Raw genomic sequence first — 25,113 nt, 5'->3', positions numbered from 1 at the left:
AAATCTAAAACCATATTTACCCATAACCTTCACGCCAATGAAGGTTATTTGTCGTGCCTAGAAATTAGTATACCAATTAACTTGGCGCGCTCCAATACTAAAAGCTTGACAAACATTAGCTGGTTTTTATGAGAATCACTTCTTAAGCGAGTGCCCCCTTTTGAGACGGCTTCTTTAATCGTTATTACAACTGAAGCAGCTCGCGTATATCCTGTTCCGTTAGAGCAGAGAGCGCTTCATCTCCAGGCTGAATCATATCTTCTAGCAAATGAAGCTTTTTCTGCTGCAGCTCGACCATCTTTTGTTCGATCGTACCTTGAGCGGCGAGACGAATAACTTGCACGACGTTTTTTTGTCCCATCCGGTGAGCCCGATCGGCAGCCTGCTGCTCGACGGCCGGATTCCACCAAAGATCGTACAAGATGACAGTGTCCGCGCCGGTCAGATTGAGGCCGGTGCCGCCCGCTTTCAGCGAGATGAGAAACAGATCGCGTTCGCCGTCGTTGAACCGGTTGCACAGGTTGAGCCGTTCCTTTGCAGGCGTTTGGCCGTCCAAGTAGAAGAACGGAGCGCCAATCGCAGCGAGCTCGCGCCCGATGAGATCGAGCATGCCGGTAAACTGCGAGAAAATAAGCGCGCGCCGCCCCGCCGATCGGCAATCCTCGATCAGTTCAAGCAGCTGCTCGAGCTTGGCGGAGTCGCCTGTATACCCTTCGACAAAAAGAGCAGGGTGGAGGCAGAGCTGACGCAGCCGGGTCAAGCCGGCTAAAATCCGAATTTTGTTTTTTTCAAAGCTTTTGTTGGCCAAATGCTTTAGCGTTTCTTGCTTTAGCTTGGCCAAATAGGCTGCATACAGCTTTTTCTGGTCGGGCAGCAATTCGGAGAGCTGAAGCGTCTCGATTTTGTCCGGCAATTCTTTGAGCACATCGCTTTTGCGCCTGCGAAGCAAAAACGGTCTAATGCGCTTTGCCAGCATCTCTTGCGTCAACTCGCCAAACGATTTGCGATTAGGCAGCAGTCCGGGAAATACAGCCTCGAATATCGAACGAAGCTCTTCCAGCCGGTTTTCAACCGGCGTTCCGGTAAGCGCAAACCGAAAATCGGCTTGCAGCAGCTTGACCGCTTGCGCGGTTTGCGTCGTGTAATTTTTGAAATATTGCGCTTCATCGACGATTAGCGTGTGGAATTGCTGTTTCGCATACAGCTCGCTATCCATCCGCAGCAGCGGGTAGGAGGCGATCAGCACATCATACTCGCCGCGAGAGGCTGCTTTCAACAGCTCGCTCCGATTGGCCTTGGCGCCGTCCGCAATGGCGACGCGCAACGCAGGCGCAAAGCGCGCCAGTTCATTTTGCCAATTGTACAGAAGCGAAGCGGGAGAGACGATGAGCGCCGGTTTCTGCTGCTCGCGAATGTCAGCTTGCATCGATTGGATAAAGGCAATCGCCTGCACCGTCTTGCCAAGTCCCATCTCATCGGCCAAAATGCCGCCAAATCCGTAATGGGCCAGCGTTCGCATCCATTGATATCCGAACTTCTGGTATTCTCTCAGCACAGGATCAAGCTGCCCGGGAATCGGAAAATTCAACGTATCGGGATTTCGCAAATGATCGAGCAGCTCTCTTAGCGGCTTATCCCATTTGATCGTTCCGGTTGAATCTTCGCTGTCCAGCAGCGTAATGCCGCGTGCGATTGGGAGGCGAACGCCGCTGCCGTCCAAGTCGCCGGAGCGAATGCCGACCTCGTTCATAAAACGGATAATAGCGAGAAACTTCTCGTTCTCAAGCGGCATCAGGCTGCCGTTCGGCAACCGGTAGTAGCGGCGTTTTTCTTCAAGCGATTCCAGTACCAAACGGATGTCCGAATCCGGGATGCCGTCCATCGAGAAATGAAATTGCATCCATTTAACCCGGTCGTCAGCGCGGACAGCTATTCTCGGCGGAACCTCTCCTGTATGCAGTCTGATTTTTACGGCAGTCGTTGCGTAAATTTTGAGCAGCGGCTCCAGCAGCGGCACAATATGGTACAAAAAATGATATTCCGTTTCTTCATCCGCCGTCACATAGCCGCTTTCCGTCCTCGCAAATCCGCTTTCTTCCATCAGCTCGATAATGCGCCGTTCCAGCTCGCCGTCTCTGATTAAAATACGGTCCTTAGACTGTTTACGCCCGGAGGCCGCCTCCGTTGGATTGATGCTGATATCGCCGTATTGAAATTCAAGCTGCGCAAGCAGCTTGTCCCTCACTCGGTCCAGATAAAGCTTTGCTTTTAATGGCGCTTGCAAAATTCGCTCCTCAATCGTTTCGGCCATTTGCAAGGCTCCAAGCTGCAAGAGCCCGGGAACGACTTTTTCCATGAACGGCTCGATAAAGTCAGAGGCTATTTGAACGCGGTTTTTGAAGGAACTTTCCATCATTCTCTGCAGTTGCGACAGTCTTGCCAGCTGTTCGGGCGGAAGCTTTACGAGCTCGCCTTGCCCATTTATGACAAGACCGTAATGCTCCATAACGGTTAGCTCTTCCAGACCGGATGCATGCAATTGATAGCTGTCTGAACCGCCTTGTTGCTCGGAGCGATCGAACGCAAACTGAATCGGCAATGCGGAATTGCTGTATCGAATGCCCTCCGTTTCCGAATAGCGGTAGTCAAGTCGCACATTCGGCGCGATCTGAAGCAGCGGAACCAGCGTATCCCACATGCGCGGCGGGATGAGGAGCATTCGCTCTACGCTGGCTCCGGCATTTTTAGTCGATTTGCTGTTTGAAGAAAGAGCGGACCAGCCGTTCTCCCGCAGCAGCCTTTCTTCGTTGCTCAACTGAATGAATTGACGTACTACCGCATCATGTTCCGGCTGAAAACAATGAAGCTCAGGATCGTACATAAAGCTTTTGGAAATGGAGAAGGACTGTTTGCGCTCGATTCGATTGAGGAAATCGGCTATTTTGGAAACGGTGTAGAGCCGCTTCGGTCCGATGCGCATTTCAATGCAAAACAAATAGCCGATCGCGCCGTTCTGAATAGCACGGACGGTGAATTCGGCAGCAAGCGCCGTTCGCGATTCAAACATGCGGCTGGCTCCGCTGGACCATACCGGTTTTCGCTCGAACAAGCGGATCAGGTCTTCCGCAGCTTCAGTCCTGTCATTGTACCTTGGGTTAACGGCACTTGCAGATACGGGCAATGTATCATTCGGATGGAGCAGAGACGGTACCACGCGCGCCGGCTGGTATGACTTCTCTGTTACTTCGTATAATCGAATCAACGCCGCTGCAATATGCTTGCACTGTACGGATTGCGTGAAGTAAGCGGGACAACCGCATGCCGCTTCGAGATCGCCGTTGCGGTCGAGTTCAATCGTTACGCTATATCGGCTTCCGTCGCCCGTTACGACCGCCTTATATCGATTTGAGCTTTCATCGTTTTCAGTAATTGTTACGCCATTTTGTTTATTATAAATTTCGCCTATGCGAAACGATTCGGCTCCGCATAACAGCTTAATGACTCTTAGAGATAGATTAAAGCCCATAAAGCGCTCATTCCTTCAACTTGTCTTATATATTTTTATGATAACAGAAATCGCTAAGCGGGGACTATAAAAGATAGAACTGTTCGCATCGCAGGTCCGTTGCTAGGATATAAATAAAGAGCGGGCAAAGAGGAGAATGGACATGCGATTTACAGATCATGTATTGGCGACTGCAATAACCGTTTTAGTGTCGACAGTTATTAGCGCATTATTGATTTCATTGATGCTGGGCGGCGCGATGATAATTGTGTTTGTGCTTATCGTCTGCTTTATGGTGACGCTCATTCCCGGCGTTCCCTTATCGCTTCTTATACACGCTGCTATTAAGCGGGAAGATTCGTGGGGATCTTTATTGCGCATTGCCGCTCATGCAGCAGCAGGCTATCTGATCGTCGTTGTTCTTGCAGCCGGCAAAGCGTCACAGTCGGACGCATTTGCGATGTTCGCCTATTCCGGTATTTTCAACGGCTTGATTTACGGTATTTGTTATGAAGGGTTTCGAAGAAAGTGGAGCAAGCACAGCGCTGCTGAAAAATAAATTAGTTGTGCTGCACCATTTTTCAATTCGCTAACGTTTAAGTTGAAAATGACATATTAAGGTAAAGGGCGGTTAGTTTTATGATGAAGAAAATGACGATCGTTATGCTGTTGACTGCGCTTGCCGCTTCAGGCTGCTCGAACGGAGATAGCAATGAAGCGGAGACTCCGCCTCCTACAGCTGCCGCGACTGTACAAACGTCTGCCGAACAACCTTCGCCAACGTTGAGCGAAGAGCCGGCCGCATCTCCAATAACGACGGCGGATTTTGCAGCAGAGCTGAAAAAAGGGATATTCGGTTTTGCGAATAGTGACGGCAGCAAGCTGATCAGCGATGGGACGACCGAGAATACGAATAACGGATTGGTAGCGATTGGCGAGATGGGACGCGTTATTCCGGTAGCATATGCAGGAGAGCAAGCGAGAACGGAGAAAGATAACGGGAGGCAGACATCGCAAAACTTTGAAAATATGAAAGGGACGCTCTATTCGGCCTCGCAAGGAAGCGCCAAAAAAAATTCGACCTACTTTATTATCGATTCTGCCATTATGAGCGAAACCATGCTGCTGCCACTTCAAGTAACCGATCCAAAGCCAGCGGAGCCTGCTGTCCAAGAGGAAATCGAAAAAGCGAAAGGGCGCAGCGTCGAGCATGCATGGCCGCTTGCTACGATCGGCGATCAAACGACGGTTTATCTGGTTGAATTTGTGCGCAGCGGCGATGATATGCTGGCCAGTCTCGCTTTTCTCGGCGGCGATCAGTGGACGTTCTACGATTATCCGGCAACATATGATCCGAACTCGACATGGCGCGTGGATGACGGCGGCGTTATTACACCGGACCAATTTCAATTTCTGTTTGCCGCGTCGGCAAGCGACGACGGATTCGTAATCGGCGTGCAATGGCTTGGAGCCGAAGGCGAGAGTGTTTCGCTATTATCGATTGCCTCCGGCAAGGCAACGGAGCTCGACAACCGTTATGGACGCTATATGTCGCCGTTATGATTGGTTATGGGCGCAAATTCATCGGTTTATTAGAAAAATGAAAGTTTTTGCAACTTTTATATATCCGCAGACGTTATAAACGGTATGAACAATGAATAAGTATGATCACCCCCTTTTAAGGAGCGTCTGTCCGGATGAAAAAAATGACGATGATCGCAGTAGCCGCATTAGCCTTTTTTACCTCTGTAAGCCTTGTCGTTGCAGGCAGCCGCGAATACGCGCCGGTAGTGCAAACGCCGAGCATGAAGACTGTATATGTCGACAGAATTGCTCAAGAATCCGGCAGGCTACAGCTTGTCGTTGATGAAATCGAATGGTATGAAGGCGATGAAGCAGCGGCCAAATTTGTTGAACGGGAACAAGCTTCCGATATGGATGCGCCGCCGGACGGCTATTATATAATAAATGACGAGCATGCTGTTGTTTCGCTGCCTGTGGCGAAGGACGCCGTCGTTTTGATGCAAATTTACAATCGCACAGGTAACGCCGCGGAGGCGGATATCGTCTGGGACGAGCAAATTTCGCTAACGAAGTTTGTTGATTTGTTCGAAGCTGAAGACGCCATTCAATTGAGCAATTATCCGTATCACCTAACGATTGAGAACGGCGTCGTTACGCGGATTGTTCAGCAATATATTCCATAACAAGCGATTGCAAAAAAGCAGAGGTTCGGACACAGTTCGAGCCTCTTATTTTTGTCCAAAACTGAAACCTTATCGGGTTTCAGCCCGTCAGTTGGTTATCACAAGGTATGCCGCATCAAAATTGGAGGGTTATTATGAAAATTTGGAAAAAAACCACATTAAGCAACTGGCCTAAATCTGTGTTTCTCGGACTCGCCCTTACATTGACCGCCGGGACGGCGCAAGCTGCGATTACACCGGACGGAGCGTCAGCTGCCGCACAGAAATCAGCAGTATCCGCTGCCGAGGGCAGCGCTGTATATAAAAAATTCGAGCACTATGTCAGCAAGCCTGCTTCGCTTGCGACAGCCCGGAATTACTTGATCAATCATATTCGCGAAGTGTCAAAATCGGAAGCGACAGTCATGACGCTGCATTTGGAAAACGCGCAAAAAGCGCATCTGGCCGCATTTTCTGAAAAAATATATGCAGAACGAATTCAGCAAGCGCTTGATAAAGCGTATCAGGACAACGGGTATTCCATTGAGGGGTTGATGCACGCGACGACCGACAAGGCTGCTAAAGCGCTGCTTATCGAAGCTCGCGACAAAGGCTATAAACTGGAAGCAAGCGAAGGATTATATTATCCGGTTATGCATTATCAAGGGTTTAAACAATTTCGAAGCTATATCAACAAAGACATTGCCGCCTATATTGATCTGATGGCCGTGGATTCCAACAGTCCTATTATGTTTGACGCCGCGATCGTCGTTAGCTGGGATGAACTGATCAAGCGGGCTATTGCGATGGAAGTGTTCTTGAAACAATATCCGAAATCCAATCGGGCAACTGCTGTAAAACAGCTGTTTGCGATGACGCAAGCAGCTGTGTTGTATGGCGCCAACAACACGCCTGCATATGATGCTTATTCGGAGAGCGGGGACAAAATATCGATCGATCCGGAGGTTCGGGCCGCTTACGAGTCGGCAGTAGAGACGGATAAAACAGACAGTACGCTCGCGGCAAGATTAGAGAAGCTGCTGGCGCTGCTAGACGAAACGGATAACGTTTTTACCGCAGAAGTAGAGCAGCTGCTCGAACATTTTATGCAAGAGGCGAATAAATAACGAAATGATGTAGGAAAACCTGCGTTTATGTCGAAAATAAGAAGAAGCAACTTATTATTTACGCGGGAGAGTGGAGTTTTTTGTTTTTGCATTTTTTGCACAAGATGGAGCATAAAGTAGCTTTTCTCGATTTGGCCCATACGGTGGCAAAGGCCGACGGCTTTGTAAATCCGAAGGAAAAAGGGTATATTCAAGCGTTCATGCACGAGATGAACATACAGCAGGCGGAATATCATTTCGATGACAATCGCGATATTGAAGAAATGATAAGCCAAGTGCAAGAAGAGCAGGTTAAGCATATCTTTTTCGTAGAAATTATGCTGCTCGTATATGCGGACGGCGACTACAACGATGACGAGAAAGAGATCGCGCGTAAGCTGCAGCGTTTGCTCGGGCTGTCGGATTCGACCTATTTGAAATTTAAGGATTGGGTCATCCGGATGGATCAGCTGAAAATCGAAGGGATTAAACATATTTTGTCTTAATTTTGTCTTAACTGTTCAGGATAGAGGGCTGCCGCCCTCTATTTTTTTTTTGCTTTTTGGACGGCATTTTTAAGATTGTCCGGTTCATATATATGGGCAACCGCAATTTCCGTCGAACATTGTCCACCTTTCCTGATTAACAAAGGAGTGAGTTTGAGCTCCACTAAAACTCCTGATGTGACAAAGGAGTGAGTTTGAGCTCCACTCAAACTCCTGATGTAAGGAGTGAGGAAGGAGATGCGTTATCGCTTTAACGAGGAAACGGAAATGACCCGAGAGGTTATTCGCGATTTTGCGGCAAGGGAGCTCGCCCCGCTTGCGAGGGCGAGGGATGAACAAGGAAAGATAGAACCTGCAGTATTCAGACAGATGGCCCAGCTTGGACTGGCGGGCATTCCGGTCGAAGAGAGCCGGGGCGGAGCCGGCGGCGATATCGCAACCTTTGCCGTTGTGCTGGAGGAGCTGTCTGCAGTTTGCGCATCAAGCGCAGCGATGCTTGCGGCTCACACCGGCTTTGTTCTATGGCCGTTGCAGAAAGCTATAGCGGCAAGCGGGAGCGAGCATCCGCTGCATCGTTTGTTAAAGGAGCTTGCTAGCGGCAAGAAATTGGGCGGCTTTGCAACGGGTGCTTGTAGTCAGGTTCATGAACTTCAGGCGCAGCCGCTCGGAGATGGCGGATACAGATTGAACGGCCGATTGCCTATTGCCGTTAACGGGGAGGACGCGGACGTCATTCTCCTTTTTGCGTCAGACACCGGAAAGAAACCGACATCCCGGCGGCGCCTTGCAGCTTATTTAGTCGAGAAAGGAACACCCGGGCTGGAAGTTGAGCCATTGCCGAGAAAGCTTGGCCTGCGAGGATTATCGACGGTTTCACTGCAATTTAAGGATTGCTTGATCCCGCATGAACAGCGACTGGTACCTCATGGAAGAGCGATAATGGAGTCCGTTATAAATATCGGCTGCATGGGAGCCGCCGCGCAGTCGGTCGGCATTGCGCAAGGCGCACTGCAAGCAGCCGTTGCCTATGCAAAAGAGCGCAGGCAGTTTGGCAAGCCGATTAGCAAGCAACAAGGCGTGTCTTTTAAGCTGGCGGATATGGCAACTCGCGTCGATGCCGCTCGTCTGTTGCTTTATAAGGCGGCCTGGCGAATGGATTTAGGAGCAGATGCCCGGAAAGCGGCTGCGATTGCTCGTAAAATGTCGGCAAGCTTAGCAGTATCCGTCGCTTTGGATGCGGTGCAACTATTTGGAGGCTACGGATATATGCGCGAATATGGGGTTGAACGGTTGGCGCGAGACGCTAAATGCGTAGAATCGGATTTCGGAACAGGAGGGATGGCTGTACCGATTGAATCCCGCATCCTTTCTGGCATGGATTGAACAGGACATTCGATGAGGAGGGATACGGCATGCTCGAAACGGTCATTGTCGGAGGTGCGAGAACGCCATTTGGCAAATTCGGCGGAACGTTAAAGCATGTTAAAGCGGTCGAGCTTGGAGCTTATGCGATTGCCGGGGCGATTGCCGATGCGGGCATGGCGAAGGATCAAATCGACAGCGTCGCGATGGGGATGGTGCTGCAAGCGGGAGCCGGACAAAATCCTGCAAGACAATCGGCGATACTTGCAGGTCTTGATTGGAGCATAACGGCGGATACCGTTAACCGGGTATGCGCTTCCGGACTTCGCGCGATTGCGATGGCTGACCAAGCAATACGTTCTGGCAGCGCCGAGGCTATCGCAGCAGGCGGGATGGAAAGCATGAGCAATACGCCGTATGCTGCTTCGGACGTTCGATGGGGTGCGAGAATGGGGCATATTGGCTTGTTCGACTTAATGCTGAATGACGGGCTGACCTGTCCTTTCGATCAAGTGGCGATGGCGGTCCACGGCAATGATGCGGCTAACCGTCATGCAATAAGCCGCGCAGAGCAAGACGAATGGGCGCTGAGGAGCCAAGCGCGCGCGGTTGAGGCAATTGCTGCCGGCATCGCGGCGCAGGAAATAGTTGCGGTGCGGGCAGATAAAGGAAATGCTTCGATTGCGGTCGATGAAGGCCCGCGTCCGAATACCGATGCGGCGCAGCTCGCATTGCTGCGACCGATCGGCCATACGGGCGGAACGATTACCGCGGGCAATGCGCCGGGTGTTAATGACGGAGCGGCCGCCGTCATCGTGATGGAAAAAACGGCTGCACGCAAGCATGGCTTACAGCCGCAAGCAACCATCGTCGCGCATGCATCGATTGGCATGGAAGCGCATCAATTAGCGGAAGCTCCGGCAAATGCGATTGTAAAGCTGTTAAAACAGACGGGCATTAGCATTGCGGATATCGATTTGTTTGAAGTGAATGAAGCGTTCGCCTCCGTCGTGCTGACGAGCGGCAAATTGCTCAGCTGGGATGCCGCGAAAGTGAACGTGAACGGAGGCGCTATCGCTTACGGGCATCCGATCGGAGCTAGCGGAGCAAGAATCGTATTGACGCTAATTCGCGAGCTTAAGCGGCGCGGCGGCGGACTGGGCATTGCGGCAATATGCAGCGGAGGCGCGCAAGGCGACGCACTATTGGTGCGAGTCGATCATTGAGCTGAAAGGAGGGAGGTGTTTGAACGCTGCAGCCATATCCGGCATCGCCGTGCTCGGTGCCGGTCAGATGGGCGGAGGAATCGCCCAAACGATGATTGCGTGCGGTTTGAACGTCACACTGTATGATATCGATTCGACAGCTTTGGCAAACCGCAGAGCGTCGATTGATAAAGCGTTCGAGCGGCTTGTCGCAAAGGGCCGCATGAGTGAGGAGGAACGAATCGGCGCGATTGCCCGGCTAAGCCTGGCGACGGATCTGGAGCTGTGCCGGGAGGCAGAGCTAGTCATTGAAGCGGCGCCGGAGAAGCTTCGCATTAAACAGCTGCTGTTCGCGGAGCTGGATCGGCTATGCGAACCGCAAACCATTTTGGCAACAAATACATCGTCGCTGTCCGTCACAGAAATTGCCGCAGCTACGAACAGGCCGGATCGGGTGATCGGCATTCATTTTATGAATCCGGTGCCTGTTATGGCGCTAGTTGAAATTATTCGCGGACTTGCCACATCCGACGATACTTATGTGAAAGCTAGAGCGTTGATCGGCGCGATTGGGAAAACGCCGGTTACGGTGCGCGATTTTCCAGGCTTCGTGTCGAATCGCGTGCTGATGCCGATGATCAATGAAGCGATTTATACCGTTTATGAAGGGGTTGCAACGCCGGAGGATGTTGATCAAGTGATGCAGCTAGGCATGAGCCATCCGATGGGGCCGCTCGCGCTTGCTGATTTTATCGGACTGGACACCTGTTTATCCATTATGGAAACGCTGCATGACGGGTTTGGCGACAGCAAATACAGACCTTGTCCGCTGCTGCGCGCATATGTTGCTGCCGGTTGGCTCGGACGCAAAGCGGGAAAAGGCTTTTATGTTTACAACGATTCGTGAGAGGAGCTCCGGCCGATGGAATTCCGCTTGACGAAGGAACAGGAAGAGCTGCAGCTGGCGGTCAGGCATTTTGCAGAAACAGAAGTTGTGCCGGCGGTTACGCGCATGGAAAAGGAAGAACGGTTTCCGAACGAGCTTGTTGCGGGTATGGCTGCGCGAGGCTGGATGGGCATTCCGATCGCAAAGCAATGGGGCGGTATGGGCGGCGACTTTATTTCTTATATTGTTGCGATCCACGAGATTTCCAAGGCAAGCGCCGCTCTCGGCGTTATTTTGTCGGTGCACTCCTCCGTTTGCACGCTGCCGATTTTGAAGCACGGCACAGAGGCGCAGCGTAATCGGTACGTAAGCAAGCTTGCAAAGGGCGAATGGCTCGGGGCATTCGCCCTTACGGAGCCGCATGCGGGATCAGATGCCGCCTCGATTAGAACGGTGGCGGAGAAGGACGGCGGACATTATGTGCTGAACGGCGCTAAGCTTTTCATTACGAACGCCGGCGCGGCGGACGTGTACTTGGCTTTTGCGGTCAGCGACCCGGAGAAGAGAGCAAAAGGCGTTACTGCTTTTCTGATCGATAATGCTGCTCCAGGTGTGCAAGTCGGACTTAAGGAAAGAAAGATGGGACTGCACGGCTCCAATACGTGCGAGCTCATCTTTGACGGGCTCCGCCTGCCCGAATCGCAAGTGCTTGGCAAAGCAGGCGAAGGCTTTGCCATTGCGATGGGCTCGCTGGACGGCGGTCGAATCGGCATCGCCGCGCAAGCGTTGGGCATCGCCGAGGCAGCGCTGCGGCTAATAGAGGAACGATTTCGAATACGTTCCTCCCGATCCGCCTTCACGCCGCAGCATGCCGAGTTGGCCGAATTAACGGTTATTGCGGAAGCTGCGCGGCTGCTCGTATACCGGGCCGCATGGCTGCGGCAGGAGGGGGAGGCTTGCACGAAGGAAGCGTCGATGGCGAAACTATTCGCGTCTGATACGGCTGTTCAAATCGCCGGCGCGGCCGTTAGATTGCTAGGCCTGGAAGGCTGCTCAGAATCTTCAACAGCAGAGAGGCTTTTCCGAGACGCTAAAGTAACACAAATCTATGAGGGAACAAATGAAATTCATAGAATCGTCATTAGCGGCCAATTGCTGCGAGCGGAATAGGAAGGAGGCGTCCTTGTGAGTCATACCGATACGGCAGGCCGACGATTGCGCGAAAGCTTACAGGCGGAGAAGCCTTTGCAAGTCGCGGGCGCGATTAATGCCTATACGGCATTGCTTGCCGAAAGAGCGGGCTTTCGCGCACTGTATCTTTCAGGCGCGGGCGTTGCAAATGCGTCCTTCGGATTGCCCGATCTTGGCATTACAACGCTGAACGACGTTGTCGAGGATGCCGCGAGAATTACGGCGGCCACTCCGCTGCCGCTGCTCGTTGACGCCGATACCGGCTTTGGCGGCGCATTCCAAATTGCCCGCGCGGTCAAAGCGCTGACGCGTGCGGGGGCTGCAGGCTTCCATATCGAGGATCAAATTTCTGCGAAACGTTGCGGCCATCGTCCGAATAAGTCAATCGTCAGCCAAGCGGAAATGATTGACCGGATAAAAGCGGCGGTCGATGCCAGACAGGACGCCAGTTTCATCATTATGGCCCGAACTGACGCGCTTGCGGCGAAGGGGCTTAACGCGGCGATCGAACGGGCGTGCGCATTTGCCGAAGCGGGAGCGGATATGATTTTTCCAGAAGCCGTTATCGAGCTCGACCAATACAAACAGTTCGCGGATGCTGCCCGAGTGCCGATTCTGGCCAACATTACGGAATTTGGGCGGACGCCGCTGTTTACTGTAGAAGAGCTTGCAAGCGCTGGAGTCGGGTTAGCGTTATACCCGCTGTCAGCTTTTCGCGCCATGAGCGCAGCCGCGCTTCAGGTGTATGAGACGATTCGCCGGGACGGCACGCAATCCAAGGCGCTTCATTTCATGCAAACACGGGAAGAGCTTTATGATCATCTTCACTACTACCGCTATGAACAGAAGCTTGATGCCCTGTTCGGCAAGGAGGAGGGAGAAGGCTGATGGCGGCAAATAAATCAGGCGGCTTGGCCAACACGATCGCCGGACAAACCGCGATTTCAACCGTAGGAAAAGAAGGGAAAGGATTAACTTATCGCGGTTATTCGATTGATGATCTCGCCCATAACGGAAGCTTCGAAGAAACGGCATATTTGCTGCTCTACGGCAAGCTTCCCAGTGCGATTGAGCTGGAGCAATACAAGCGGCGGCTGGTGAACCTCCGTTTGCTGCCGGAAGGGATCAAAGCGATACTGGAGCAGCTTCCGGCAACAACGCATCCGATGGACGTGCTTCGTACGGCCGTTTCCGCGCTGGGCGCCTTTGAACCGGAATCCGCGTTTCGTACACCCAGGCAGCTGGCGGATCGGCTGCTCGCCTGCTCGCCGTCGATACTGCTTTACTGGCATCATTATCACGAGAGCGGCCAAAAAATCGATACGGCGGGAGAGGGGAGCGCCAGCATTGCCGGTCATTTTTTGGAATTGCTGCACGGCAGGCCGCCTAGCGCGCTCCACGAAGAAACGCTGGATGTGGCGCTTGTGCTGTATGCCGAGCATGAATTTAACGCGTCGACTTTCGCCTCGCGTGTAACCGCATCGACGCTATCGGACTATTACTCGGCGATCACGACGGGAATCGGCACGCTGAGAGGGCCGCTTCACGGCGGCGCGAATGAAGCGGCAATGGAGTTGATCGAACAGTTCGACAATCCCGATGAGGCGGAAAAAGCGATTTTGCATCTGCTTGGATCGCGCCAGCTCATTATGGGATTCGGGCATCGTGTCTATTCGGTCTCCGATCCGCGTTCCGATATCATTAAGCTTTGGTCGAAAACGTTATCCGTTGAAGCGGGAGATACGAGTCTGTATCCGGTATCGGAGCGGATCGAGGCCGTCATGCGCCGCGAACGAAAATTGTTTCCGAATCTTGATTTTTACAGCGCCTCCGCGTTCCGATTTATTGGCATTCCGACTTCGCTGTTTACGCCCGTGTTCGTGCTCTCCCGCATTGCCGGCTGGTCGGCGCACATTGTTGAGCAGCGTGAAAACAATCGGCTCATTCGGCCATCCGCTGAATATACGGGGCCGGAGCCGCAGCCTTGGATCGAAATTGAGGACCGTCGTTAACTGATCGATTGGCGAATGGGGGAAAAGGATGTCCTATGAGAGCGGCGCGGGCAATGCTCGGCCTGAAATGGATGAAGTCATTACGGAAATTGCGCGATATGCAAAGAATGCCGTCATTGAAAGCACATCCGCATATGAAACAGCCCGGTACTGTCTTCTTGATACGCTTGGCTGCGGCTTGCTTGCGCTGCGATATCCGGAATGCGTGAAGCTTCTGGGCCCGGCAGTGCCGGGAACGGCCGTGCCTAACGGTGCGCGGGTGCCCGGCACCGCATATGTACTCGATCCGATCGCAGCGGCGTTCAACATTGGTGCGATGATCCGCTGGCTGGACTATAATGACACATGGCTTGCATCCGAATGGGGGCATCCTTCGGACAATGTCGGCGGCATTCTCGCGGTCGCCGACTATATTAGCCGCAGCAGATTGGTAAACGGCGAAAGTCCGCTAATTATGCGGGATGTGCTTACAGCGATGATTAAAGCGCATGAAATACAAGGCGTAACCGCACTGGAAAATAGCTTTAACCGAGTCGGCCTGGACCATGTCATTCTCGTAAAAGTAGCGACGACGGCTGTCGTAACCGGCTTGCTCGGCGGATCGGAAGCCGATATCGCCCGCGCGGTGTCTCATGCGTGGCTCGACGGTCATCCGCTCCGCACCTATCGGCACTCTCCGAATACGGGGTCGCGCAAATCATGGGCGGCCGGCGATGCGACGAGCCGCGGCGTCCAGCTTGCTTGGATCGCGTTGAAAGGAGAAATGGGCTATCCGTCGGCACTGACGGCGAAGGGCTGGGGCTTCTACGATGTGCTATTTAAAGGAAAGCCGATCGTATACAAACGAAAGTTCGAGTCCTATGTGATGGAGAACGTACTGTTCAAAATTTCATACCCGGCAGAATTTCACGGACAGACTGCAATCGAGTGTGCCATTAAGCTGCATCCGCTCGTTAAAGATCGGCTAGAGGAGATTGACCGGATCGAATTGACGACACATGAGTCGGCAATTCGCATCATTGATAAGCAAGGGGCGCTGCACAATCCGGCAGACCGTGATCATTGCCTGCAATATATGACGGCTGTTGGGCTTATCTATGGCGAGCTGACCGCAGATCATTATGAGGATGAGGTTGCAAGCGATTCGAGAATTGACGAGCTTCGGGCGAAAATGATCGCTGCCGAAGACAAGCGATACTCCGCAGACTACTTGGATGAAAATAAACGTTCTATTGCAAATGCGGTGCAAATCTATTTCAAAGACGGCAGCGCGACAGAGCGGATCGAAACAGAATACCCGATCGGTCACCGCGTCCGCCGGACAGAAGGAATTCCGCTGCTGGAGCGGAAGTTTGAAGCAAATTTACGAAGCCGCTTTGCCGAGCGGCAAACGTTAGCGATATTAGATGCCGTCCGCGATCAGAAGTCGTTTGAGCAAATGCCGGTGCAGCAGTTTATCGACTTGTTTGTCCTATAGCAGGTTGGAACAATTCCAATAAATGGACTGGCATGAATGACCGGAACCGTCTATCATCAGTACAGAGCTATCATTATTGCATAAAAGGACGGTACGAATCATGCCGATAAATTATTGTTCTGCTTGCGGTCAGCCGATGGAGGAACGCGAGATCGGCGGAAGCATGCGCAAAGCTTGCATCTCCGCGAGCTGCGGCCATATTCATTGGGGCGATTACAGCGTAGGCGTCGGAGCGTTAGTCATGCGCGATGATCGGATTTTGCTTGTGCGCCGAGCACAGGAGCCGGGGAAGGGCAACTGGACGAATCCGGGCGGCTATATTGAACAATTGGAACCGATCGATCAGACCATTGTTAGAGAAGTGCTGGAAGAGACTGGGGTACACGCTAAGGTATCAAGCATCGTCGCGGTACGCGATCAGCCTAGAGCGATCCACAACGTCTATATTGCATTCGATATGGAATATGTGAGCGGCGAACCGCAGCCGGATGGGGTTGAGGTCGATCAAGCGGGCTTCTTTACATTGGAAGAGATGAAGACGATGAAGATAGCCGGATTTACCGAATGGCTGATCGACGTTGCGCTGCGCCGCAAGAGCAAGGGGTTGGATACGGATTCGGCAGCGGCGAGTCCGGGCAATGCCAATGTTTTCTTCAGAGCATAAAAGCGCATAAAATAGAAGAAGGGGTGTTCCGACTCGCTTTATGCGCGACGTCTGGGACAGCCCCTTCTTGCCTTGCGTGCGGTTATCCTTTGTAATGGCCGGCTTGATGCGGAGCTGCGGCAGCTTGCGCCTCGACTTCTCTTTCTACATACGTTTTATGGCACTGCATATGGGAAATGCGCGGAATGTAGACGCTCGTTCCAGGCTGAAGCGCGGCATGCGCGGTAAGTTCCGGATTTGCTTCTTCTAGAAACGCACATGGGATGTTGTACATATGGGAGATATGAGCCATCGTTTCACCTGCTTGCGACTGATGATGGGCGAAATAGTGATCATTGCGCGTCGCATCTTCTGCACCTTCACGGAACGGAAAGAAAGGGAAGATAAACGGCGAGAAGAAAAAGAACGGAAAGAAGAAGCGTCTTGGGAAGAAAGGATGAGGAACGGGACGGAACGGCGGGCGAAAACCTCCTCCGCCAAATGGGGTAAAGCCACGTTGCATAATTTTTGCCTCCAATACGAAATAGTTATTTGTCTATATACGTTATATGGCGAAGCCGCCTATCGGTTACTCGCCTATGCGAAAATGGGCGATCCGGCCTATGCCGATCCTAACAGGCCGCTTTAGCGGCGGATTAATTTGGGTATGTTCTCTCACGTATGGTATAGTTAAAGAAAAGCCAAAGCCAAAGCAGTAATTGGAGGTAATCAACATTAATACGGAAGTGCTAGACGACGCAATGTTTATGCTGCAAAAAACGAGCCGGACGTTTTTTATTCCAATCAGCAGACTGACGCCGGGCCTAAAGGAAGCTGTTGGCTCCGCCTATTTATGCATGCGCGCAATTGATGAAATCGAGGACCATGAGCAGCTTGATGAAAAAGTAAAAGCCGATTTGCTGTACAAAGTAAACGATGCGCTATTATCCCCGAACATGGAGAATGATTTGAACGGTGCGCTTGCGCCATATAAGGAACAAGTACCGGAAGTATCGATGCGTCTGATGGAATGGGTTCAGCTTTGCCCGACGACCGCAAGGGAAACGGTCATCCGCTATACAGCCAAAATGTCCAAGGAAATGGCCGAGTGGGTAGAGGCGAAATGGCAAATCCGCACGGAGGAAGATCTGGACCGCTACACATACAGTGTCGCTGGAATGGTTGGCGAACTCCTGTCGGAGCTTTGGCATTGGAACGACGGCACGGTTACGGACCGAACGAAAGCGGTCGCTTTCGGCCGGGGGTTGCAAGCGGTTAACATTTTGCGCAATAAGATTGAGGATCAAGAGCGGGGCGTGAACTTCTATCCGGATGGATGGGGGATCAAAGAAATGCTGCAATATACGAAGCGGAATCTTAAAGTCGCGGATGCTTATATTGCCGATTTGAAAAAAGGACCGGCGCTCGATTTCTGCAAAATTCCGCTCCAGCTGGCGCATGCAACGACTAAGCTTATTGCCGCGGGCGGCAATAAATTGACTCGCGATGCGGTACTTAAGATCGTTAATAAAATTTCCGGCTAGCCGAACCAGCCGGTACATAGCTTTGTAAACAAACGGCCTTCCCAGTCATGCGGGAAGGCCGTTTGTTTTTCAAGGCGGCTGTTTCATGCGTAGTCAATAAAATAACGCTGTGAGAATGGCTTCTTGGTATAGGCTTGATTAATTTTTGAACAAAATTTGCCCGGTCAGCGAAAGATCATAGCCTTGAATGGAGCGAAGTTCGTTTTGGAATTCATCCGATCGTAGAATGCGCAGAAGCGCTTCAATCCAATGCTGATTTTCTGCATCCTGCAGCAGAACGAGATCGTATCGCTCTTTGATAAGCGGGACAAAGTCGACAGTGCCGACGATAGCGGCCGCTTTCTCGATGCCGATGCCAACATCCGCCTCGCCGGAAGCTACTTTTCCCGCTACGGCCAAATGATTGGATTCCTCGTTGAAATAGCCTTCTATTTGCCGCGCGTTAATCCCATGCAGACGAAGCTGCTCGTCGAGCAGGACACGGGCGCCGGACCCTTTCTCCCGATTGACGATGAGCAAGCCCGGACGTTTGAGATCGTCCCACCCTTTGATCTGCAGCGGATTGCCTTTCTGAACGTAAAGCCCCGCCTGACGGGATAACAGATTTACAACGATATACGAAGTGCCGATAAGCAGCTTGCGAATGTAAGGCACGTTATACTCGCCAGTGTCTCCGTCCAGCAAATGCGTGCTTACGATGTGGGATTCCCCCCGATACATCGCTATCAGGCTGTCCAGGCTGCCGACATAAGCGCGAAGCGGCCGGATTCCGGCGATGTTTCTTTCGATATGCTTGGCTAATATATCGAGGCTGATATCTTGTCCCGTTATAACGATGGACCGATTGCCTTGCGATTGCGAGACAGGCGCTTCGATCTTTACGGCAAAGGGCGATTCAACCGAAGCTGTTCCTTTGGCGCGCCTTTTGTAAGCTTCCAAATCGTTAGCATCGACTCGCATTTGCTTGCCAACCCGATAGGAGGGCAGCTCGCCTTTTTTAAGCAAATCATACACTTTCAGCTTTGATATTTTTAATAGCTTGGCGATTTCTTCGGTTGTGTAGGAGATTTCATTCGACATGCCGCAGCTCCTTATTCAATGTCGTGAACGAATTGCATTTAAGCGTTATTTTAACATATTTGGACGAAAGGGTTGAGTGAATCGTAGAATTAACTTGTTGACAATTAAATGGGGTACATAAATAATGACTAATTATAACTAGTTAGATTCAAATAGTAGGAGGGGCAAGAGTGAAGTTTAAAAATATTATGATTTGGTTATCTCTTGCAGCCTTATTTGCAATTATGGCCGGGTGCGGATCAGAGAAGCAGACGAACGATGCGATTCAGCAGGAAGCCGGGGTCGAGTTGACAATTTCAGCGGCGGCGAGCTTGAAGGATGCGTTGCATGAGATTGGAGACCTATATGCAGATGAACATAATAATGTAGAGCTGCTTTTCAATTACGGCGCTTCCGGTGCCTTGCAGCAGCAAATTGAACAAGGCGCGCCGGCGGATCTTTTCTTGTCCGCAGCCGCGAAAAATATGAATGCGCTCGTCGAACAGGAGCTGATTGTTCCAGATTCGGCTGCCGATTTATTGAAAAATGAGCTGGTCATTATCGTTCCAAAAGACGCAGGCCGGAAATTAGCGTCAATAAGCGATGTCATGCAAGTAAAAAAACTGGCGATCGGCATTCCGGAAACTGTCCCTGCCGGGAGCTATGCCAAAGAAGCGCTTGAATACGCTGGCCTATGGAATGAGCTGGAAGAGCGGACCGTGCAAGCTAAAGATGTGAGGCAAGTGCTGCAATATGTAGAAACCGGAAATGCGGACGCAGGGTTTGTTTATAAAACGGACGCGATGGCTTCCAGTAAAGCTGTTATTTCACTGGCCGTCGATCCGCAAAGTTATTCGCCGATCGTATATCCAATGGGGATCGTAAAAGCGACGAAACATGCGGAGGAAGCGAAACAGTTTTACACTTACTTGCGCTCGAAGCAAGCAGCCGTTATTTTTGAAAAATTTGGCTTCAAAATGGCTGACTAAATCAATATTTATTGCAAAAAGAAGACAGCCGCTGTCTTCTTTTTGTTATTTACAAATTTACCAGTTGCAGTATAGTTGCGGGGAATTTTGTTTTCCTTGATAATGATAAATAGTTTACGGCTAAACGAAACCGTTGTTTCGCTAGCGCGTATCTAGTTCATGCGCATTTTTGACAATGCTAGCTTGTGAAGTTAGTTTCTGGGAGGAATAACGATGGGAACGGGAATGAAGGTTTGTCTGATCGAAAAACTGTCAACGGGCGGCTTATTCACAATCGACGAGCGTGTATGGAGCACAGAGATGATTGAAGCGCTCCATCATGTCAATTATTTAACGCACGGCGGTATTGAGTACGAGACGATCGAAGGAAGACTCAACATCGATACGGGCGTCATGGAATTGCTTCTAACGAAAGTTAATCATTTTTAGCTGTTGCAAATGATCAGGAAGGCGGGTGTCATAGCATGAAAACAAATAATAGAGACAAAAAAGGGCCGGCGCAGCAGTTGCCCCCGTACATTGCAGGAAAAGTATTTACGAAAGACGGAAAGCCGATTCGCGTACTTTCTACTTCGCTAGGTTTTGCATTGCTTGCCAATGCGTTGATCGGATTTGCTCCCAGCGCTCACGCTGCCGCAGAGTCAGCTTCAGAAACGGCGACGCCTGAGCAGCCTAAACTGGTGGAATGGACAACTGACGCCGCAAAAGGATTTTATGATCCAGCCGTCGACTGGAATATTCCTTCGGAGCTTGTCTATGACGAGAACGGCAAGCAGCTTCCGTATGATGAAGCGGTTGGTACGACGACAAGCGGATCTGGAGCCGCAAGCAGCGGCGGTTCGGGCAATACGACGATCATTCATACCGGAGGACTCGGATGGGACGATTTGCTGCTGTACCATCTGATCTTCAACAATGGGAGAAGCTACTACGCGCAAGATTGGCATCGCTCGCATAAATCCAGTTATACGAAATCAGGAAAATCGTACAGACCGGATTACAGCAAGTATAATAAGGAACGTTTTCAGAACAAACCGGTGGTCGGCTCATCCGTCCGTCCGAAAACGACGAATGAAACCGGCAAAATTACACGTCGCTCCACTTCTTCGTCCAAAGGGAGTATGGGCGGCAAATCGAGCAGCCTGAGCTCTTCCGGTTCGAGCAAATCTTCGTCAAGCAGCGGGTTTGGCGGATGACGAACACCGGCAAAGCATTCGAAGTTGTCGGAGAACCGCGCGCAAATCGCGAACAACTTGTGGAACAGCTGGCGGAAATGGGTTTCACATGGGCCAATTTGGAAGGCGAATCGTATTGGATTGATCAAGCGATCGCGATGAGTCCGGAGCTGTATGAGAAGCTGGAGCAGGCGTCGGCGCAATTATGGCGCATATTTGATAAAACTTGCCGTTTCGCGCATCGCCGCCACGATCTTTACGGCATGCTTGGCATTCCTGAACTGTTGTGGCAAACGCTGGATACGATTGAGATGAACGAGCCGAATGCCATTAGCCGGTATGCGAGGTTTGATTTCGCTATCTCGAACGAAGGCGATATTCGGTTGCTGGAGCTTAATTCGGATACACCGACAGGTTATGTTGAATCAGCGATGGTAACGCCTTGGCAGTGCGAAAGGCTGTCGTTAGACTCGCCGAACGCCCGCATGAAGGAGCAGCTGGCGGCCGCTTGGGCGCAGGAGCGTCCGGATACGGCAGCTTGCGTAGCCTACGGCGAGCATCTGGAGGATACAGGCACGATCGACATGCTCGTTAAACATAGCGGGCTCGATATCGATTGCGTGGATTGCCTTGACCTGTGGGTTGATGAAGGGATTTTGCGTAAAGGCGAAGGTGAACGGGTCGAGCGGATGTTTGCGCTTTATCCGAAAGAATGGATGGCGGTTGACGACGGCGGCGAAGCGTTGGCTTACGCGGTAGAGAGCGGCCAGCTTACGCTGTTCAATTCCGTGCATGCGCTAATTATGCAATCCAAAGGCATGCTTGCATTTATTTGGGGCTTGTATGAGCTGCAGCTGCTGTACAGTGAAGAGGAGAGAGCCGCGATCGAATCGTATATGCTTCCGACTTACAATAAAGCAATGTTCAGCGGCAGCTATGTATCCAAATCGATGTTTGGCCGCGAAGGCGGATCGGTGAAAATGTACGACGACGCCGGCAGACTGGAAGTTAAGGACGAGGACGGATTTGATACGAGCCGACTATTTCCGCGCGTCTATCAAAAACGGGCCGAGCTTGCGAAAGTAGAGCTGGCTGCGGGCGAATTCAGCCTGTTGACGGGCATGTTCGTCATTAATGGCGTGCCTTGCGGCATGCTCGGAAGAGCAGGCGGACTCATCACGGGAAATACGAGCCATTTTGTTGCGATTGGAGTGAAACGTAAATGAAGAAGAGACTGATCATCGTCATTGCGATTATTGCAGCGGCCTTGGCGCTGAATGGATGCGTAGCTGATATCAACCAAGCGTCGTCGAGTCAGAATACATCAATTGTCGAAACAAATTCCTTGCCGTGGGATTACCGCATCGTTGAGGCGTCCGTAGGCGATTTGATCGGCAGCGATATGACGATCGTTCCTGATAACGAATTGCTGCCGAACGATGAAAACTATGCGACCGGCGACAAAGTGTGGACGCTGCAGTACATGGAGGCTATAATGGGTACGACTTCCAAAGGGAGCAACAGCGTAACGTTGACCGAATGGAAAACGATCAAATCGTTCAAGAACAAAAAAGATGCGGACGCGGACTTGGCGGAGTTAAAGGTGAATGTGACGACCGAAGTCGATTTGGTCGGCGCATATCGTACTGATTATAAAGGCAACACACGCTATTTCGGCATCATTACGCTGCCTTCCGGGCACGACATCAAACAGCCGATTGACGCCAAACGGTATAAAAGCTTCAAATCGGCCAAAACCGTAAAAGTAAAGCTTGAAGAAGTACATGACTATACCAATTATGAAAAGGCATTCGCCAAATTCCGGGGGTGGGCTTCATGATCGTAGTTAATATTGTCATTAGCGTTGTCGTAATTATTTTGCTTCAATTGATCGGCATGGTCATTTTCAGCTGGATGACGCCATACAAAGATATGGAAGAGCTGAAAAAAGGCAACGTCGCGGCCGGCCTTGCGATGGGCGGGAAATTTTTGTCGACAGCCATCGTGCTTGGCGTAGCCGCATATACGAACACGTCCATCTGGCATATGATGTTGTGGTTTGCGGTCGGTTATGTTTGCCTTGTCATTGCCTATTGGGTGTTCGAACTGGCGACTCCCGGCGTTAGAATCGGCGAGGAGCTGAAAAGAGGCAATACAGCAGTCGGCGTGCTGCTGTGCGCCGTATATATCGGCACGAGCTTGTCGATCAGCAGCTTGATTATTTAATCAGATAAGGTTTTATTAAAATCATTCGTACAATCGCTTTTGTCCATTTGAAGCAAGTTTTAAAAAGCTTGCGCTGGCGCTTATTGTCGGCTCCGGCTGTTGGACGGCGCTGAACGGAATCGATCTCTTCTAATTATTGTTGTAAATTTTCATGTAAACATTGAGTTGTGACACCCGAACAGCTTATAATATAACAAGCAATTTCTTGAGACAGGGCGTGCGATGCGCCTGGGGGCGAGAAAAATAGTTTACAGAAAAGGTGTCATAGATGAGCATTTTAAATGTAGAGCGATTAAGCCACGGCTTCGGCGATCGGGCGATTTTTAACGATGTGTCCTTCCGCTTGCTGAAGGGCGAGCATATCGGACTAATCGGCGCCAATGGCGAAGGAAAGTCCACCTTTATGAACATTATTACCGGCAAGCTTCAGCCAGACGACGGTAAAGTCGAATGGTCGAAGCGGATGCGCGTCGGTTATTTGGATCAGCACGCGGTATTGTCGAAAGGGATGACGATTCGCGACGTATTGAGAGGCGCTTTCCAGTATCTGTTCGATCTGGAGCAAGAGATGAACAATATGTACGGCAAAATGGGCGAAGTTTCTCCGGAAGAATTGGAGCAGCTGCTCGAGGATGTCGGGACGATTCAAGATACGCTTACCAATCAGGACTTCTATATGATCGACGCGAAAGTCGAAGAGACGGCCCGCGGACTGGGCATTACCGATATCGGCCTCGACAAGGACGTTAACGACTTGAGCGGCGGACAGCGGACAAAAATTTTGCTCGCCAAGCTGCTGCTCGAAAAACCGGACGTATTGCTGCTCGACGAGCCTACGAACTATTTGGACGAACAGCATATCGAATGGCTTAAGCGTTATTTGCAGGAATACGAGAATGCCTTTATTCTCATTTCGCATGATATTCCGTTCCTCAACAGCGTAATCAACTTGATCTACCATATGGAAAATCAAGAGCTGAACCGCTATGTCGGCGATTACGATCATTTCCAAGAAGTTCATGAAATGAAAAAGCAGCAGCTGGAGTCGGCGTTTAAGCGCCAGCAGCAAGAAATCGCAGAATTGAAAGATTTCGTTCAACGGAACAAAGCTAGCGTTGCGACCCGCAACATGGCGATGTCCCGCCAGAAGAAGCTCGACAAGATGGATGTCATTGAGCTGGCGAAGGAAAAGCCGAAGCCGCAGTTTAACTTTAAAGAAGGCCGTACATCGGGCAAACTGATCTTCGAAGCGACGGAGCTTGTAATCGGCTACGACAGCCCGCTCTCCAGACCGCTTAACTTGCGGATGGAACGAGGACAAAAGATTGCGCTCGTCGGCGCCAACGGCATCGGCAAGACGACTTTGCTCCGCAGCATTCTTGGCGAAATTCCGGCAATTTCCGGCAATGTGCAATTGGGCGATTTGCTTCATATCGGCTACTTCGAACAAGAGTCGAAGGATGCGAATTACAACACTTGTATCGAAGAAATTTGGAACGAGTTCCCGTCGTTCACGCAGTTTGAAGTGCGCGCAGCGCTCGCGAAATGCGGCCTGACGACGAAACATATTGAGAGTAAAATTACGGTGTTGAGCGGCGGCGAGAAAGCGAAAGTTCGCCTTTGCAAACTGATCAACAACGAAACGAATCTGCTCGTGCTCGACGAGCCTACCAATCATTTGGACGTTGACGCTAAGGATGAGCTGAAGCGTGCGCTTAAAGCGTATAAAGGCAGCATTTTGCTCATATCCCACGAACCTGAATTTTACCGCGATGTCGTAACCGATACGTGGAATTGCGAATCTTGGACGACGAAAGTATTCTAGTCGGCTATAAACCGAAGGGGCTGTCCCATAAGTCATGAAAATGACGATGGGATACCCCTTTTTTTATCTGGGTTAAACAGTAAACTGCTCATTTAAATGTTCTTCCGATCGCCATTGCTCAGGGATTCCTTTGAATCAACGAGGTAAGGTTGGGATCCCTTCACAAAAACGAACGCTGACGCTTCTCCAGAATCATTTAAATGCTCCGTCTACCCT

General features: G+C 51.1%; 24 protein-coding genes. 21 read left to right on the top strand and 3 right to left on the bottom strand.

All coding sequences use genetic code 11. The features are described 5' to 3' along the window. Positions 1 to 184: 184 nt before the first annotated feature. Positions 185 to 3,526, bottom strand: a complete 3,342-nt coding sequence (locus GOM71_RS22895) for a DEAD/DEAH box helicase (protein WP_156285365.1) — start codon at positions 3,524 to 3,526, stop codon at positions 185 to 187. Between the two features lie 142 nt (positions 3,527 to 3,668). On the opposite strand from GOM71_RS22895, the gene GOM71_RS22890 reads away from it, so the two are divergent. From GOM71_RS22890 to GOM71_RS22830, 13 genes are all read left to right on the top strand, one after another. Continuing rightward, positions 3,669 to 4,064, top strand: a complete 396-nt coding sequence (locus GOM71_RS22890; protein ID WP_156285364.1) for a hypothetical protein — start codon at positions 3,669 to 3,671, stop codon at positions 4,062 to 4,064. An 80-nt stretch (positions 4,065 to 4,144) separates the two neighbouring features. Beyond that, positions 4,145 to 5,068: a hypothetical protein gene (locus tag GOM71_RS22885; protein WP_156285362.1), complete on the top strand. Its 924-nt coding sequence runs from the start codon at positions 4,145 to 4,147 to the stop codon at positions 5,066 to 5,068. Positions 5,069 to 5,202: 134 nt separating this feature from the next. Continuing rightward, positions 5,203 to 5,712, top strand: a complete 510-nt coding sequence (locus GOM71_RS22880) for a hypothetical protein (protein ID WP_156285360.1) — start codon at positions 5,203 to 5,205, stop codon at positions 5,710 to 5,712. A gap of 134 nt (positions 5,713 to 5,846) precedes the next feature. Beyond that, the gene (locus tag GOM71_RS22875; RefSeq protein WP_156285357.1) at positions 5,847 to 6,818 is read left to right on the top strand and encodes a hypothetical protein; all 972 of its coding nucleotides are present in this window, start codon (positions 5,847 to 5,849) and stop codon (positions 6,816 to 6,818) included. A 104-nt stretch (positions 6,819 to 6,922) separates the two neighbouring features. After that, positions 6,923 to 7,303 (top strand): tellurite resistance TerB family protein, encoded by a 381-nt coding sequence (locus GOM71_RS22870; RefSeq protein WP_253944995.1) that lies wholly within the window; start codon positions 6,923 to 6,925, stop codon positions 7,301 to 7,303. A gap of 237 nt (positions 7,304 to 7,540) precedes the next feature. After that, entirely contained in the window at positions 7,541 to 8,686 is a 1,146-nt protein-coding gene (locus GOM71_RS22865; RefSeq protein WP_156285353.1) for an acyl-CoA dehydrogenase family protein, read from the top strand. 29 nt (positions 8,687 to 8,715) lie between these two features. Continuing rightward, positions 8,716 to 9,891: an acetyl-CoA C-acetyltransferase gene (locus GOM71_RS22860; protein WP_156285351.1), complete on the top strand. Its 1,176-nt coding sequence runs from the start codon at positions 8,716 to 8,718 to the stop codon at positions 9,889 to 9,891. 19 nt (positions 9,892 to 9,910) lie between these two features. Continuing rightward, positions 9,911 to 10,777 carry a 3-hydroxybutyryl-CoA dehydrogenase gene (locus GOM71_RS22855; RefSeq protein WP_156285349.1) on the top strand — a complete coding sequence of 289 codons (867 nt, stop codon included), beginning with the start codon at positions 9,911 to 9,913 and terminating at the stop codon, positions 10,775 to 10,777. Positions 10,778 to 10,792: 15 nt separating this feature from the next. After that, the gene (locus tag GOM71_RS22850; protein ID WP_156285347.1) at positions 10,793 to 11,926 is read left to right on the top strand and encodes an acyl-CoA dehydrogenase family protein; all 1,134 of its coding nucleotides are present in this window, start codon (positions 10,793 to 10,795) and stop codon (positions 11,924 to 11,926) included. Positions 11,927 to 11,941: 15 nt separating this feature from the next. Then, positions 11,942 to 12,835, top strand: coding sequence for a methylisocitrate lyase (gene prpB, locus GOM71_RS22845; protein WP_367649759.1), 894 nt, complete (start codon positions 11,942 to 11,944; stop codon positions 12,833 to 12,835). Next, positions 12,835 to 13,959 carry a bifunctional 2-methylcitrate synthase/citrate synthase gene (prpC, locus tag GOM71_RS22840; RefSeq protein WP_156285345.1) on the top strand — a complete coding sequence of 375 codons (1,125 nt, stop codon included), beginning with the start codon at positions 12,835 to 12,837 and terminating at the stop codon, positions 13,957 to 13,959. The genes prpB and prpC overlap by 1 nt, the downstream gene beginning before the upstream one ends. A 28-nt stretch (positions 13,960 to 13,987) precedes the next feature. Next, on the top strand, positions 13,988 to 15,436 hold the full coding sequence (locus GOM71_RS22835) for a bifunctional 2-methylcitrate dehydratase/aconitate hydratase (RefSeq protein WP_156285343.1): 1,449 nt from the start codon (positions 13,988 to 13,990) through the stop codon (positions 15,434 to 15,436). A 100-nt stretch (positions 15,437 to 15,536) separates the two neighbouring features. Then, a complete protein-coding gene (locus GOM71_RS22830; RefSeq protein ID WP_156285341.1) occupies positions 15,537 to 16,100 on the top strand; it encodes an NUDIX hydrolase in 564 nt (187 codons plus the stop codon). Positions 16,101 to 16,182: 82 nt separating this feature from the next. Here the strand turns inward: GOM71_RS22830 and GOM71_RS22825 are convergent, their stop codons facing one another. Continuing rightward, a complete protein-coding gene (locus GOM71_RS22825; protein ID WP_156285339.1) occupies positions 16,183 to 16,602 on the bottom strand; it encodes a LysM peptidoglycan-binding domain-containing protein in 420 nt (139 codons plus the stop codon). Between the two features lie 196 nt (positions 16,603 to 16,798). On the opposite strand from GOM71_RS22825, the gene GOM71_RS22820 reads away from it, so the two are divergent. Beyond that, the gene (locus GOM71_RS22820) at positions 16,799 to 17,623 is read left to right on the top strand and encodes a squalene/phytoene synthase family protein (RefSeq protein WP_483311064.1); all 825 of its coding nucleotides are present in this window, start codon (positions 16,799 to 16,801) and stop codon (positions 17,621 to 17,623) included. 138 nt (positions 17,624 to 17,761) lie between these two features. Here the strand turns inward: GOM71_RS22820 and GOM71_RS22815 are convergent, their stop codons facing one another. Beyond that, a complete protein-coding gene (locus tag GOM71_RS22815; protein WP_156285337.1) occupies positions 17,762 to 18,703 on the bottom strand; it encodes a helix-turn-helix transcriptional regulator in 942 nt (313 codons plus the stop codon). Positions 18,704 to 18,873: 170 nt separating this feature from the next. Here GOM71_RS22815 and modA point away from each other — a divergent pair, with 170 nt between their 5' ends. The 7 genes from modA to GOM71_RS22780 all read left to right on the top strand — a co-directional run bounded on the left by modA (position 18,874) and on the right by GOM71_RS22780 (position 24,897). Then, the gene (gene modA / locus GOM71_RS22810) at positions 18,874 to 19,671 is read left to right on the top strand and encodes a molybdate ABC transporter substrate-binding protein (RefSeq protein ID WP_367649758.1); all 798 of its coding nucleotides are present in this window, start codon (positions 18,874 to 18,876) and stop codon (positions 19,669 to 19,671) included. Positions 19,672 to 19,884: 213 nt separating this feature from the next. After that, positions 19,885 to 20,100, top strand: a complete 216-nt coding sequence (locus GOM71_RS22805) for a hypothetical protein (protein ID WP_156285335.1) — start codon at positions 19,885 to 19,887, stop codon at positions 20,098 to 20,100. A gap of 35 nt (positions 20,101 to 20,135) precedes the next feature. Next, positions 20,136 to 20,867, top strand: coding sequence for a hypothetical protein (locus GOM71_RS22800; protein WP_253944994.1), 732 nt, complete (start codon positions 20,136 to 20,138; stop codon positions 20,865 to 20,867). Next, the gene (locus GOM71_RS22795; RefSeq protein ID WP_156285333.1) at positions 20,864 to 22,072 is read left to right on the top strand and encodes a glutathionylspermidine synthase family protein; all 1,209 of its coding nucleotides are present in this window, start codon (positions 20,864 to 20,866) and stop codon (positions 22,070 to 22,072) included. Before GOM71_RS22800 ends, GOM71_RS22795 begins: the two co-directional genes overlap by 4 nt. Further along, positions 22,069 to 22,686: a hypothetical protein gene (locus GOM71_RS22790; RefSeq protein WP_156285331.1), complete on the top strand. Its 618-nt coding sequence runs from the start codon at positions 22,069 to 22,071 to the stop codon at positions 22,684 to 22,686. Before GOM71_RS22795 ends, GOM71_RS22790 begins: the two co-directional genes overlap by 4 nt. Next, the gene (locus tag GOM71_RS22785; RefSeq protein ID WP_156285329.1) at positions 22,683 to 23,072 is read left to right on the top strand and encodes a DUF350 domain-containing protein; all 390 of its coding nucleotides are present in this window, start codon (positions 22,683 to 22,685) and stop codon (positions 23,070 to 23,072) included. The genes GOM71_RS22790 and GOM71_RS22785 overlap by 4 nt, the downstream gene beginning before the upstream one ends. A gap of 268 nt (positions 23,073 to 23,340) precedes the next feature. Continuing rightward, a complete protein-coding gene (locus GOM71_RS22780) occupies positions 23,341 to 24,897 on the top strand; it encodes an ABC-F family ATP-binding cassette domain-containing protein (protein ID WP_156285327.1) in 1,557 nt (518 codons plus the stop codon). The last annotated feature ends 216 nt before the right edge of the window (positions 24,898 to 25,113 follow it).

Source organism: Paenibacillus sp. NEAU-GSW1, assembly GCF_009737085.1.
Taxonomy (GTDB): domain Bacteria; phylum Bacillota; class Bacilli; order Paenibacillales; family Paenibacillaceae; genus Pristimantibacillus.
Note: the sequence above shows the minus strand (reverse complement) of the source record. Positions and strands in the feature narration are given on the sequence as shown.